Below are 12,903 nucleotides of genomic sequence, written 5' to 3'. Positions count from 1 at the left end.
TTAATATAATCATACAGAGTCTGCATTAATTCAGCGTGGATCTCAGCAGTACGTATTGTCCCATTTTTGGTTTCAATACCTTGCCGAGGATCAAGCAGTAATCCCTCAGCATTGATAAGATATTTTTTCTTGAGCTGTTCAGCATCTGGTTTGTAAATCTCTTTAGCTCTGAGCGTTATAATTTCAGACCTTCTCAGGCCAGAATATCGACCCAGTTCGATGGCAAGTTTGCATTCCTCAGACAGGGGAACCTCATTCCCCTTGCCTGCACTATTTGAAATGCCCATACCACGAATTTTGTATATTGACTCGACGATCTGCCATTCTTTACTGCTTAATGGAATAAGTTTCCGTGACAACCCAAAATGGCGAGTATCACTAGGTAGTTTCAATCTTAAATCCGTGGTATCAACATGAATAAAATGACTTCTCATATATTCATGAGATGAATTTCTATTTAACCGCACCACTTCATATTTAAAGGGAGGATAAGCAAAAAAGTGATCGCGAGCCAGATAGAATTTATAAAAATTAATCACTGATCCCATATAGCTGTTAGCGGTACTACGTGCCAATTCACCCTGTTTGAACATTTCTCGCAAATGCTTACGGAATGCATAGGTGGGACGTAGCCTGATAGATATTGGCATCTCATTCCATGACATACCAATATCATGTAGAAAGGTAAAATAATGCAGTAAAGCCTGAGCCTGCGTATTGACCTCTTTTTTACGCAAATTAGCTTTTAAATGAATCAACCAATTATTGACGACCCTGATACTGCTGCCGTCTTCCGTAAATAACAGCGGCAGCTTGCCTAAGTGCTGACCTGTACCTTTAAAGTCTATCGAAAATTCGCCAGTGTCAGCATCAATTTCCCTTCTGATTTCGTGATCAACAACAAAGTCAGGAAGTTCCCAAAGCACGATCCCCATAAGACTACCCGCCGGATGGTTTCACAAGTTCATAGATTATCTACGTAACAATCTAATTCAATGAGAACATCGTAACAGTACGCGATCCGGGTCACCGGCATGCACCACTTCTGTCGCCTGTGCCAGCAGTCCCTCGACCACCTTCAGCTGTTTCGCGACCGACGGGCGCGGTTGCAGCTGCCATTTTTCGGGAATAATCGGTAGATCCGCCAGCGACCAGCGTGCATAGCGGCTGTCATAAGTGTCGGGCTGCGCCTGCTCCAGCAGGTGCCCTACGCACCAGGTGACAATCTGATCGTTGCCGCAGGCAATAAATCCATCACCCCGTCGATGCGGTTTCGGCAGTACATCGGCAATCGCACGTCCCAGGCTCGGTTTTTCCGCAATAAACAAACGCATTGAATCAGCTAGTCCTTAACATCAGGGAAACGGAGAGTAACCGGCTCGGCTGTCGGTGTAAATTCAGGGCTATGTTAGCCTGGCAGGCCTGCTGGCGTAAGCATGACGCGCAGCGTTAGCGATCGTTCGCACAGGAACCGTGCAAAAGGCAGGGCTGAGAACGCCCTGCTGCCAGCGGATAAAGCGGATCAGAAATAACGCACGAAAGGCGTGGTGTCAGGCGGGAGAACCGTGGTGCTTGATTTCAGTTGTGGCGTGCCCAGATAGAGGAAGCCGACAATGGCATCCTGCTCCCGGCAGCCAAATGCCTGCCGCACCTGCTCGTCATCGGTCCAGGGACCGCTGCGCCAGATGCCGTTGTAACCCTGCGCGACGGCGGCCATCTGCATTGCCATGACCGCACAGCTGGCTGAGGCAATCTGCTCCCAGCGCGGCACTTTATGATGCTCCTCGCAGTGGGCCACCACCGTGATGATCATCGGAGCACGAAACGGCGACTGACTTGCTTTGTTAATCGCCTTTTCATCCAGCTGTTTTTCCCGTGCCGCCCGTTCCAGCAGCTGGCTCATCCGGTCGCGCCCCTCTTTTTCCACAATGACGAAGCGCCAGGGTTGCAGGGTGCCATGATCCGGTGCGCGCATGCCCGCCCGCAGGATATTTTCAAGGATCTCACCCGCCGGGGCAGGTTCACTCAGGCGTGAGGCCGAACGACGATTTACCAGTAATTCAAGGGCGTCCATGTTTCTCTCCCGATCTCTGTATTGTTGCCTTCATCCTGGCACAGCCAGATTTTTTGTAACAGTGCGCGGTGATTTCCTGCTGACTTTTAACACGGCGCTCTTTAGGATGAGCTCGTCGGGGAAGCCGGGGCCGCGCGGCGGCCACTTCCTGCTACATATTTATGGAGAGTCTGATGCGCACATTGTGGCGAATAATCGCAGGTCTGTTCCGCTGGAGCTGGCGGGTATTAAATTTTATCAGGGAATTCATTCTGAATATTTTCCTGATTTTGTTGATTGTGGTGGGTGTAGGGATCTGGCTGCAGGTCAGTGGCTCAGGCAGCAGTTCAGCCCCCATTCAGCAGGGCGCACTGAAAGTCGATCTCAGCGGTGTGCTGGTCGATAAACCCTCAGTGAGCAACCGCCTCAGCAAAATTGGCCGTCAGTTACTGGGTGCCAGCAGCGACCGTTTGCAGGAAAACTCACTGTTTGATGTGGTCGATGCCATTCGCCAGGCGAAAGATGACAGCAACATCAAAGGGATGGTGCTCGATTTACGTGAGTTTGCGGGCGGCGATCAGCCGTCACTGCAATATGTGGGTAAAGCGCTGCGGGAATTTCGTGACAGCGGCAAGCCGATTTATGCCCTGGGCGACAGCTACAGCCAGGCGCAGTACTACCTTGCCAGCTATGCCACCAGAATCTATCTCTCACCGCAGGGCACCGTAGATCTGCACGGTTTCGCCACCAACGGGCTTTATTACAAAACCCTGCTGGAGAAGCTGAAAGTGACCTCGCACGTTTTCCGCGTCGGCACCTACAAATCGGCGGTCGAACCTTTCCTGCGGGATGATATGTCCCCTGCCGCCCGTGACGCAGACAGCCGCTGGATTGGTCAGCTGTGGCAGAACTACCTGAACACCGTGTCGGCGAATCGTCAGATTACGCCGGAACAGCTGTTCCCGGGTGCGGCGGCGATTATTGCCGGGTTGAATGCAGTCAAAGGTGACACCGCGCAATATGCGCTGGATAACAAGCTGGTCGATGTTCTGGACTCGCGCGCGGCGGCCGATCAGGAGCTGGTAAAAACCTTTGGTCTGGATAAGCAGACTAACGATTACCGCAGCGTCAGCATCTATGACTACAGCGTGAAGTCCGCCTCAGCACAGCAGGATGGCAACATCGCCGTGGTGCTGGCCAGCGGTGCCATCATGGATGGTGAAGAGACGCCGGGCAACGTCGGTGGCGACACCACGGCGGCGCAGATCCGTGATGCGCGTCTCGATCCCAAAATCAAAGCGATTATTCTGCGGGTGAACAGCCCGGGTGGCAGCGTCACCGCCTCTGAAGCGATTCGCGAAGAGCTGGCGGCGGCGCAGGCAGCGGGCAAACCGATTGTGGTTTCGATGGGCGGTATGGCCGCATCCGGCGGCTACTGGATCTCAACGCCTGCCAGTTATATCGTGGCGAACCCCAGCACGCTCACCGGCTCGATTGGCATCTTCGGGGTCATCAATACCCTGGAAAACAGCCTGGATAGCATCGGGGTTCACACCGATGGTGTCGCAACCTCGCCGCTGGCGGATATTTCCACCACCAAGGCGCTGCCTGCTGAAGTGCAGCAGCTGATGCAGCTGACCATCGAAAATGGCTACCGCAACTTCGTTGGCCTGGTGGCGAAGTCCCGCCATAAAACGCCGGAACAGATCGATGCGATAGCCCAGGGCCACGTCTGGACCGGCAGCGATGCGAAAGCCAATGGTCTGGTGGATGCGCTGGGTGACTTTGACGATGCGGTGAAGAAGGCGGGTGAGCTGGCCAAAGTCAGCAAGCCGCAGCTAAGCTGGTATCAGGATGAGCCGGGCTTCCTGGATCTGATCCTGGGTCAGATGAATGCCTCAGTGCAGGCCGTGCTGCCTGCCACGCTTAAGGCCTGGCTGCCCGCCCCCATGCTGGATGTGATGAGTGCGATGAAAGCCCAGCCGGGTCTGCTGGACCATCTCAACGATCCGCAGAACCGTTACGCATTCTGCCTCAACTGCGGCGAAGTGCGATAAACCTCGCAGCCCGGCCGCTGGTCGGGCTGCTTTTCCCCGCTATTCCCCTTATACTGCGCGTTTTACGGCAAGTCTGAGTGTTTTCATGCAAAAGAAAAATATCTATGTAGCCTACACGGGCGGGACAATCGGTATGCAGCGTTCGGCGCAGGGCTATATTCCGGTTTCCGGCCACCTGCAACAACAGCTGGCAGACATGCCGGAGTTCCACCGCCCTGAAATGCCTGATTTCACGATTCACGAATATCAGCCGCTGATCGACTCCTCTGACATGACGCCGGAGGACTGGCAGTCTATCGCTGAAGATATCCGCCAGAACTACGATCGCTATGACGGCTTTGTGATCCTGCATGGCACAGACACCATGGCCTTCACCGCCTCCGCGCTCTCATTTATGCTGGAAAATCTGGCCAAGCCGGTTATCGTCACCGGCTCGCAGATTCCGTTAGCGGAATTACGCTCGGACGGTCAGCAGAATCTGCTGAACTCCCTTTATGTGGCGGCCAACTATCCGATTAGCGAAGTGTCGCTGTTTTTCAACAACACGCTCTATCGCGGTAACCGGACCACCAAGGCGCATGCCGATGGCTTTAACGCCTTTGCCTCGCCTAACCTTCCGGCGCTGCTGGAAGCGGGTATTCATATCCGCCGCCTTAATACGCCGCCGGCCCCTGCCGGTCAGGGTGAGCTGAAAGTGCACACCATTACCCCGCAGCCGATTGGCGTGGTCACTATCTATCCGGGTATCTCTGCGGATGTGGTGCGTAACTTCCTGCGTCAGCCGGTAAAAGCGCTGATCCTCCGCTCCTATGGCGTAGGTAATGCGCCACAGAACAAAGAGTTTCTGGCTGAACTGCAACAGGCCAGCGAACGTGGCATCGTCGTGGTGAACCTCACCCAGTGTATTTCAGGCAAGGTCAATATGGGCGGCTACGCCACCGGCAATGCGCTGGAGCATGCGGGCGTGATCAGCGGATCGGATCTGACCGTGGAAGCGGCACTGACCAAACTACACTTTTTACTCAGCCAGGATTTCTCTGCCGATCAAATCCGCGCCCGGATGCAGCAGAATCTGCGCGGCGAACTGACCGAAGACTGACTACGGAGCGAATCAGAATGAAGCGGGCACTCATCATTATTGATATACAGAACGATTTTTGCCCCGGCGGCCCGATGGCAGTCCATGAGGGAGACCAGACGGTCGACGTGGCAAATCGCTATGCGCGAGCCTTTCGCGAGAACGGGGAATGCGTGCTGGCCCTGCAGGACTGGCATCCGGCCGACCATGGGAGTTTCGCCTCGGTCTCCGGTGAGCCGGTCTATACCCTGGGTGAGCTGAACGGTCTGGCACAGATCTGGTGGCCGGATCACGGCATACAGGGCTCGGCCGGCGCAGACTTTCACCCCGGCCTGGATCGTTCGCTGTTCGATGCAACCTTCCACAAGGGTCAGGACCAGGATGTCGACAGTTACAGCGCCTTTTTTGACAATGGTCATCGCCGTAAAACCGAGCTGGACAGCTGGCTGCGCGAGCGTGGCATCACTCATCTGGTGATGCTGGGGCTGGCGACCGACTACTGCGTTAAATACAGCGTGCTGGATGCACTGGAGCTGGGTTATCACGTTGAGGTCGTCAAAGAGGGCTGCCGCGGCGTGAATCTGAATCCTGAAGACAGCGAGATCGCCTTTGCGCAGATGACCGCGCAGGGCGCGGTTCTGATTTAAAACAGAGCTGGCAGGACGCCAGCTTTTTTTTTAGTGCAGATGAATACGGGTCACATCCGATTCAATGCCGAACTCTTCCTTCAGCTCTTTTTTTGACTTCATCACCATCTCCCCCCCTTTGCCGATGGTCATGTGCTGCGGCGCATCGTTGTGTCTCGCCTGCCACATCATGACCAGCTGCAGGCAGTTGTCACGCTGCTCCTGGGTCAGGGCCACGCCGTCGGGCCACTTACCGATCTCCACCGCCGTTGCCAGACGCTGATAGACTTCCGGCGTCATTGACGCCAGCATGGCTTCCAGTTGTTCCTTCATCGCCCTTACCCTCTGGTCTGTTCGCCCTGCTCATCGGTGAAATTCAGCGAGGCGGAGTTTACACAGTAACGTTCGCCGGTGGGCTGCGGACCATCCGGGAAAACATGCCCGAGATGCGCATCACAGCTGCCGCAGCGGATCTCCACACGCTGCATACCGTGAGAGTTGTCTTCGATATAGCGAATCGCCTCATCACTGACCGGCTGATAGAAACTGGGCCAGCCACAGCCTGAGTCATATTTGGTTTCTGACAGAAAAAGGGGCGCTTCACACACCAGACAGTGATAGATGCCCTCCTGCTTGTTGTGCAACAGGGCGCCGCTGTAAGGCGGTTCCGTTCCGCGATGCTGAGTAACGTAGCGCTGCATTTCAGTCAGCTGCGCAATTTTTGCTTCGGGTGCGGTCTCTTTAGCCATTTTAGGATTCCGGGCAGTGCCATTCTGAAAATTTCGTCTATTATTCTAACAAATGATCAACATAACCCGGGTCTTTTTTTGTGCTCACCCTTTCACTCTGCCCATTGCAAAGCGGATTTGTGACTTCGATCACCTTTTATCCGGAGCATCCCTATATATTCGGCGATTGATTCAATGAAGCGCGATATCATTGGCGGCGCGCAAGCGGTTGCGCACCGAATAATTCCTCTCAGGCGAATTGATTTGTCGCAACAATTGACACGATTCCGCTTGACGCCTGGTAAGGTTTTTGTAATTTTACAGGCAACCTTTTATTCACTAACAAATAGCTGGTGGAATATATGACTATCAAAGTAGGTATCAACGGTTTCGGCCGTATCGGTCGCATCGTTTTCCGTGCTGCACAGAAGCGTTCTGACATCGAAATCGTTGCTATCAATGACCTGCTGGACGCGGATTACATGGCGTACATGCTGAAGTATGACTCTACTCACGGTCGTTTCGACGGCACCGTAGAGGTTCAGGATGGCGCACTGATCGTAAACGGTAAAAAAATCCGTGTTACTGCTGAGCGTGACCCGGCTAACCTGAAGTGGGATGAAGCAGGCGTTGACGTTGTTGCAGAAGCAACCGGTATCTTCCTGACCGACGAAACCGCACGCAAACACATCACCGCAGGTGCTAAGAAAGTCGTTCTGACCGGTCCATCTAAAGATGACACCCCAATGTTTGTTCGTGGTGCAAACTTCGACAAATATGAAGGCCAGGATATCGTTTCTAACGCATCCTGCACCACTAACTGCCTGGCACCGCTGGCAAAAGTCATCAACGACAAGTTTGGTATCGTTGAAGGCCTGATGACCACCGTTCACGCGACCACTGCTACGCAGAAAACCGTTGATGGCCCGTCTCACAAAGACTGGCGCGGCGGCCGCGGCGCATCGCAGAACATCATCCCTTCATCAACCGGCGCAGCGAAAGCCGTTGGCAAAGTTCTGCCAGAGCTGAACGGCAAACTGACCGGTATGGCGTTCCGCGTTCCAACCCCTAACGTTTCCGTTGTTGACCTGACCGTGCGTCTGGAAAAAGCGGCATCTTACAAAGAAATCTGTGCTGCAATTAAAGCTGCTGCAGAAGGCGAGATGAAAGACGTTCTGGGCTACGTTGAAGATGACGTGGTTTCTACCGACTTCAACGGCGAAGTCCTGACTTCCGTGTTTGACGCTAAAGCGGGTATCGCGCTGAACGACAACTTTGTGAAACTGGTTTCCTGGTATGACAACGAAACTGGCTACTCAAACAAAGTTCTCGACCTGATTGCACTGGTTTCTGCTAAATAAGGCAGCCAGACATCATTGAGAATAAGGGCGACTTCGGTCGCCCTTTTTTTGATCCGCACAGGAAGGAATCGAACATGCAAGACAAACTGTTTTCTCTGCCGGTAGTCACGCAGATCTCCCCTTACCTCTCGCAGCGCCAGGTGGGTGAATTACCGACCATTGTCGTCAGCCATCCTAAAGTCCGGGCGGCGATTACGCTGCAGGGCGCACACCTGATCGCCTGGCAACCCAGCGGTGAAAAGCCGGTGCTCTGGCTGAGTGATAAGAGCCTCTTCTCACCGGGTAAAGCCATTCGCGGCGGCGTGCCGATCTGCTGGCCCTGGTTTGGCCCCGCTGGTGAACCGGCACACGGTTTTGCCCGGGTTCAGCCGTGGAAGCTGACCGCGCATGACGAAAATGACGAGGGGGTGATGCTGACGCTGGTGCTGGAGAGCAATCCCCAGACGCTGAAACTCTGGCCACATGAGTTCACCCTGATTGCCCGCTTCCGTCTGGGTGAGCATTGCGAGATTGAGCTGGAAGCCTATGGTGATTATGAGGCCACGGCGGCGCTGCACAGCTACTTCAGCGTGAGCGATATCAGCGGTGTAGAGGTCTCCGGTCTCGGCAACAGCTATATCGATAAAGTGAACAACGGCGAGACCGGCAGCAGCGACGGCAGACAGCGTTATCCAGGCCGCATCGACCGCATCTTCACCGCGCCGGAAGATTGCTCGGTGATTCATGACACAGCGGGTCAGCGTCAGGTCGAGGTTTATCATCACCATCATAGTGACGTTGTCACCTGGAACCCCGGCGTAGAACTCTCCTGTAGCATGGCCGATATGGCGAATGAGGGTTATAAAACGATGGTCTGCGTGGAAACCGCGCGCATCAGTAAACCGCTACGCAGTGCGGGCGAGAAACCGGCACGGCTGGCCACGACGTTCCGTCTGAAAAAGAAAGCCGCCGCCAGCGACAAGGCTATCGGCTAAACGATATCCAGCGGTAATTTATGCTGCGGTGCAGGCCAGGCGCGATCGATAAGCTGAAGCTCTTCGTCGGTCAGCACCACCTCCAGCGCCGCAGCATTCTCCTGCACGTGGGCCACAGAGCTGGCTTTAGGGATAGCGATCACGCCAGGCTTACGAATCACCCACGCCAGCAGAAGCTGCGCCACGCGGATGCCCTTCTGCTGTGCAATCTGAGTCAGCAGAGGATCGGTAAAGAGCGTATCCCGCAGCCGACCCGCCTGCGCCAGGGGACAGTAGGCCATCACCGGCACGCCACGCTGCTGACAGGCTGGCAACAGATCAAACTCAATACCGCGTGACGCCAGATGGTAGAGAACCTGATTGGTCGCACAGTGTTCCCCATTGGGTTCATCCCACAGTTCGGCCATGTCATCTGTATCGAAGTTTGACACGCCCCAGAAACGAATTTTGCCCTGCTGCTGCAGCGTTTCCATCGCGCGCAGTGTCTCTTCCAGTGGAATATTTCCGCGCCAGTGCAGCAGGTAGAGGTCGAGGTAATCGGTCTGTAACCGGCGCAGACTGCGCTCGCAGGCTTCAATCGCATCCGAATGACCTGCATTCCAGGGATAGACTTTGGAGACCAGCAGGGCCTGATCGCGGCGGCCGCGCAGCGCCTCACCGACGACCTCTTCCGCGCCGCCATCCGCATACATTTCGGCCGTATCAATCAGCCGTAACCCGCAGTCGAGTCCGGCCTGCAGGGCAGCGACTTCACGGGCACGCTGCGACGGATTTTCACCCATAAACCAGCTGCCCTGACCGATAACCGGCAGCGACGCATGGCCGGCAAACGTGATTCTGTTGCGCATTCTCTTCCCTTACTCCATTACGGGGCCCTGTAAAAGAACAGAGGGCGGTAAACGCCCTCTTTTAGTGCATACTCAGAAGCTGTAGCTGACGCCGGTCCAGACCGTCGCCTGCCCGCTTTTATCAATCATCGGGCTGTCTTTGATTTCGCTGTCAAAGCGGGTGTAACGCCCTACTACTCCGACGTTCCACTGCGTGTCAATCTGATAGCTGGCGCTCAGCTCAACATAAGGTGACCAGCTGTCATCCGGATTATAACGACTGATGCCGGTCCGGGCGCTCTCATGACCGGAGACACCGTAGTAATAACGGTTCTGATTGGCACTGTTCCACATGGCACCGATGCCTGGCGTCAGGCTGAAGTCGCCCATCTGGAAGCGATAAAGATAGGTCAGGTCCCAGATGACGCCGTTGCTGTTGTTCAGCACATCACCCAGCAACGCGGTGCGGACAATCCCCCAGTCCGCCGTATGACGGTAAGTGGCACCGCCCATCAGCGTCATGCGGCGCTTATCCAGTCCTTTCATGTCGCCCAGATCGTTGTCGCTGGGTTTGTACTCCTGCGGTGACCCCAGCAGGGTCAGCGACAGCTGATTCTGCGGATCTTTCCACAGGTAGTAACCGCCCTGCAGGCTGCGGAACCAGAAGTTTTCACCTTCGTAGTTGATCACCGGAACCGGAAGATACCGGTCCTGTCCGCCGCGATACGGTGACTCTGCGTAGATGACCGATGCCCCCAGAGAAAGCGGATCGGCACTCGCCTGCCCGGTAAGTAAATAACAGGGCAGAAGGGCAACAAGCGTCTTAAATTTGAATTGGTTCACAATTTATTCATTCCATAAATATAACAATCAAACCCTAAGTCTAACGGTTTTTTACCGCTGGATTAACTTATATCAAAATCCTTTAAGTCAGTTACCGATGCAGGTGGCATTAAAGGTTAAAAGTACGTTAAGTTAATGCTTCAGTCAGTTGAACCCATCTCACAACAAATCAAAATTGCCGTTGATCTTCCCCGCATTCACGCAAACCCACGGAGGAAATTTCTTAGAAGCCATCTACAGTTAGAAGTAACAGCAAAGAGTTTGGACGAGCAGAGTAACCACAAACGTTGTGTATCCCGATAAAAAAGATCAGGTTGGCATAAGGGTTGCTGTACTCAACAGAGAATATCTTCCGGGAGCTGCTACAAGCCTCTAATTACGCTCCTTACCTGTGCTAAAAACGAAAGGACGGGCATCGCTATGAATATATTCGATCACTATCGTCAGCGTTATGAAGCTGCCAAGGACGAAGAGTTCACACTGCAGGAATTTCTTGCCATCTGTAAGCAGGATCGCAGTGCATACGCCAACGCTGCAGAACGACTGTTAATGGCTATCGGAGAGCCGGTAATGGTCGACACTGCTCAGGAGCCACGCCTTTCCAGAATATTCTCCAATCGTGTGATGGGACGCTATCCGGCGTTTGAGGAGTTCTACGGTATGGAGGAGGCAATTGAACAGATTGTCTCCTACCTGAAACATGCCGCCCAGGGACTGGAAGAGAAGAAACAGATTCTCTATCTGCTCGGCCCGGTCGGTGGCGGTAAATCGTCACTGGCGGAACGACTCAAGTCGCTGATGCAGCGGGTGCCCATCTATGTGCTGAGCGCCGACGGCGAGCGCAGTCCGGTGAACGATCACCCTCTCTGCCTGTTTAACCCGCAGGAAGATGCGCACATCCTTGAGAAAGAGTATGGCGTTCCGCGTCGTTACCTGGGCACTATCATGTCGCCGTGGGCCGCTAAACGGCTGCACGATTTCGGTGGCGATATCTCCCGCTTTAAGGTGGTAAAAGTCTGGCCATCCATCCTGGAACAGCTGGCCATCGCGAAAACCGAACCGGGTGATGAGAACAACCAGGATATCTCCGCGCTGGTGGGTAAAGTGGACATCCGTAAACTGGAGAACCACGCGCAGAACGATCCGGATGCTTATGGTTACTCCGGTGCCCTCTGCCGCGCCAACCAGGGGATTATGGAGTTCGTGGAGATGTTTAAAGCGCCGATCAAGGTGCTGCATCCGTTACTGACCGCCACCCAGGAGGGGAACTACAACGGCACCGAGGGAATTTCGGCGCTGCCCTTCAACGGCATCATCCTGGCGCACTCCAACGAATCCGAATGGGTCACCTTCCGCAACAACAAAAACAACGAGGCGTTCCTTGACCGTGTCTACATCGTTAAGGTGCCTTACTGCCTGCGCGTCTCTGAAGAGATCAAGATTTATGACAAGCTGCTGAACCACAGTGAGCTGGCCACCTCGCCCTGTGCGCCCGGAACGCTGGAAACGCTGGCCCGCTTCTCCATCCTGTCGCGTCTGAAAGATCCGGAGAACTCCAGCATCTACTCCAAAATGCGGGTCTACGATGGTGAAAGCCTGAAAGATACCGACCCGAAAGCGAAGTCGTGGCAGGAGTATCACGACTACGCCGGTGTGGATGAGGGAATGAACGGCCTGTCGACCCGCTTTGCCTTTAAGATTCTGTCGCGGGTGTTTAACTTTGACCACACAGAAGTGGCGGCTAACCCGGTCCATCTCTTCTATGTGCTGGAGCAGCAGATTGAACGAGAGCAGTTCCCGCAGGAGCAGGCTGAGAAGTACCTTGAGCACCTTAAAGGCTATCTGATTCCTAAGTATGCTGAGTTCATCGGCAAGGAGATTCAGACCGCCTATCTGGAATCCTACTCTGAATATGGTCAGAACATCTTTGACCGTTACGTTACTTACGCCGACTTCTGGATTCAGGATCAGGAGTACCGCGATCCCGATACCGGACAGCTGTTCGATCGTGAATCGCTCAACGCGGAGCTTGAGAAGATTGAGAAGCCCGCCGGGATTAGTAACCCGAAAGATTTCCGTAACGAGATCGTGAACTTCGTGCTGCGTGCCAGGGCACACAATAACGGTCGTAATCCGAACTGGACCAGTTACGAGAAATTACGCACCGTCATCGAGAAAAAGATGTTCTCGAACACGGAAGAGTTACTGCCGGTCATCTCGTTCAACACCAAGACCTCTACCGATGAGCAGAAAAAGCATGATGATTTTGTCGATCGCATGATGGAAAAAGGCTATACCCGCAAACAGGTTCGCCTGCTCTGTGAGTGGTATCTGCGAGTGCGCAAGTCGTCCTGAT

Annotated in this window: 12 protein-coding genes and 1 pseudogene; 6 read left to right on the top strand and 7 right to left on the bottom strand. The window is 54.2% G+C overall.

Annotated features, from left to right (window positions below):
- From FJW00_RS01775 to FJW00_RS01765, 3 genes and pseudogenes are all read right to left on the bottom strand, one after another.
- Window positions 1–935, bottom strand: a 935-nt coding sequence (locus FJW00_RS01775; RefSeq protein ID WP_140922931.1) for a site-specific integrase, incomplete at its 3' end; no start/stop codon positions are given.
- Between the two features lie 81 nt (window positions 936–1,016).
- A pseudogene (locus tag FJW00_RS01770) lies at window positions 1,017–1,334 on the bottom strand (toprim domain-containing protein); the annotation flags it as partial.
- Between the two features lie 188 nt (window positions 1,335–1,522).
- Window positions 1,523–2,074, bottom strand: coding sequence for an NAD(P)H nitroreductase (locus FJW00_RS01765; protein WP_009089893.1), 552 nt, complete (start codon window positions 2,072–2,074; stop codon window positions 1,523–1,525).
- A 173-nt stretch (window positions 2,075–2,247) separates the two neighbouring features.
- Between FJW00_RS01765 and sppA the strand changes: the two genes are divergently transcribed.
- The 3 genes from sppA (at window position 2,248) to pncA (ending at window position 5,835) form a co-directional block, all read left to right on the top strand.
- Entirely contained in the window at window positions 2,248–4,110 is a 1,863-nt protein-coding gene (gene sppA / locus FJW00_RS01760; protein WP_009089892.1) for a signal peptide peptidase SppA, read from the top strand.
- 85 nt (window positions 4,111–4,195) lie between these two features.
- On the top strand, window positions 4,196–5,209 hold the full coding sequence (gene ansA / locus FJW00_RS01755) for an asparaginase (protein ID WP_140922930.1): 1,014 nt from the start codon (window positions 4,196–4,198) through the stop codon (window positions 5,207–5,209).
- A gap of 17 nt (window positions 5,210–5,226) precedes the next feature.
- Window positions 5,227–5,835 (top strand): bifunctional nicotinamidase/pyrazinamidase, encoded by a 609-nt coding sequence (gene pncA, locus FJW00_RS01750; protein ID WP_058957288.1) that lies wholly within the window; start codon window positions 5,227–5,229, stop codon window positions 5,833–5,835.
- 30 nt (window positions 5,836–5,865) lie between these two features.
- Here the strand turns inward: pncA and FJW00_RS01745 are convergent, their stop codons facing one another.
- Together FJW00_RS01745 and msrB are read right to left on the bottom strand one after the other, a co-directional pair.
- Window positions 5,866–6,147: a YeaC family protein gene (locus tag FJW00_RS01745; protein WP_009089887.1), complete on the bottom strand. Its 282-nt coding sequence runs from the start codon at window positions 6,145–6,147 to the stop codon at window positions 5,866–5,868.
- A gap of 5 nt (window positions 6,148–6,152) precedes the next feature.
- Complete coding sequence (gene msrB / locus FJW00_RS01740) at window positions 6,153–6,563, bottom strand: peptide-methionine (R)-S-oxide reductase MsrB (protein ID WP_046101932.1); 411 nt, start codon at window positions 6,561–6,563, stop codon at window positions 6,153–6,155.
- Between the two features lie 341 nt (window positions 6,564–6,904).
- Here msrB and gapA point away from each other — a divergent pair, with 341 nt between their 5' ends.
- A complete protein-coding gene (gapA, locus tag FJW00_RS01735) occupies window positions 6,905–7,903 on the top strand; it encodes a glyceraldehyde-3-phosphate dehydrogenase (protein WP_046101933.1) in 999 nt (332 codons plus the stop codon).
- Between the two features lie 74 nt (window positions 7,904–7,977).
- Window positions 7,978–8,877, top strand: coding sequence for a D-hexose-6-phosphate mutarotase (locus FJW00_RS01730; protein ID WP_046101934.1), 900 nt, complete (start codon window positions 7,978–7,980; stop codon window positions 8,875–8,877).
- Here FJW00_RS01730 and FJW00_RS01725 read toward each other — a convergent pair.
- Both FJW00_RS01725 and FJW00_RS01720 read right to left on the bottom strand, forming a co-directional pair.
- The gene (locus FJW00_RS01725) at window positions 8,874–9,725 is read right to left on the bottom strand and encodes an aldo/keto reductase (RefSeq protein ID WP_140922929.1); all 852 of its coding nucleotides are present in this window, start codon (window positions 9,723–9,725) and stop codon (window positions 8,874–8,876) included. The two genes, FJW00_RS01730 and FJW00_RS01725, sit on opposite strands and share 4 nt — an antisense overlap.
- Before the next feature lie 72 nt (window positions 9,726–9,797).
- Window positions 9,798–10,547 (bottom strand): MipA/OmpV family protein, encoded by a 750-nt coding sequence (locus FJW00_RS01720; RefSeq protein ID WP_009089879.1) that lies wholly within the window; start codon window positions 10,545–10,547, stop codon window positions 9,798–9,800.
- 420 nt (window positions 10,548–10,967) lie between these two features.
- Between FJW00_RS01720 and yeaG the strand changes: the two genes are divergently transcribed.
- Window positions 10,968–12,902, top strand: coding sequence for a protein kinase YeaG (yeaG, locus tag FJW00_RS01715; RefSeq protein ID WP_009089877.1), 1,935 nt, complete (start codon window positions 10,968–10,970; stop codon window positions 12,900–12,902).
- The last annotated feature ends 1 nt before the right edge of the window (window position 12,903 follow it).

The sequence above is a fragment of the Pantoea anthophila genome (assembly GCF_006494375.1).
In the GTDB taxonomy this organism is placed as follows: domain Bacteria; phylum Pseudomonadota; class Gammaproteobacteria; order Enterobacterales; family Enterobacteriaceae; genus Pantoea; species Pantoea anthophila.
Note: the sequence above shows the minus strand (reverse complement) of the source record. Positions and strands in the feature narration are given on the sequence as shown.

Bases quoted from the DNA above. Each gene is read 5' to 3' on its own strand.
- FJW00_RS01725 (WP_140922929.1), bottom strand. From the start codon at position 9,725: ATGCGCAACAGAATCACGTTTGCCGGCCATGCGTCGCTGCCGGTTATC.
- msrB (WP_046101932.1), bottom strand. From the start codon at position 6,563: ATGGCTAAAGAGACCGCACCCGAAGCAAAAATTGCGCAGCTGACTGAA.
- FJW00_RS01765 (WP_009089893.1), bottom strand. From the start codon at position 2,074: ATGGACGCCCTTGAATTACTGGTAAATCGTCGTTCGGCCTCACGCCTG.
- sppA (WP_009089892.1), top strand. From the start codon at position 2,248: ATGCGCACATTGTGGCGAATAATCGCAGGTCTGTTCCGCTGGAGCTGG.
- FJW00_RS01745 (WP_009089887.1), bottom strand. From the start codon at position 6,147: ATGAAGGAACAACTGGAAGCCATGCTGGCGTCAATGACGCCGGAAGTC.
- FJW00_RS01730 (WP_046101934.1), top strand. From the start codon at position 7,978: ATGCAAGACAAACTGTTTTCTCTGCCGGTAGTCACGCAGATCTCCCCT.
- ansA (WP_140922930.1), top strand. From the start codon at position 4,196: ATGCAAAAGAAAAATATCTATGTAGCCTACACGGGCGGGACAATCGGT.
- pncA (WP_058957288.1), top strand. From the start codon at position 5,227: ATGAAGCGGGCACTCATCATTATTGATATACAGAACGATTTTTGCCCC.
- gapA (WP_046101933.1), top strand. From the start codon at position 6,905: ATGACTATCAAAGTAGGTATCAACGGTTTCGGCCGTATCGGTCGCATC.
- yeaG (WP_009089877.1), top strand. From the start codon at position 10,968: ATGAATATATTCGATCACTATCGTCAGCGTTATGAAGCTGCCAAGGAC.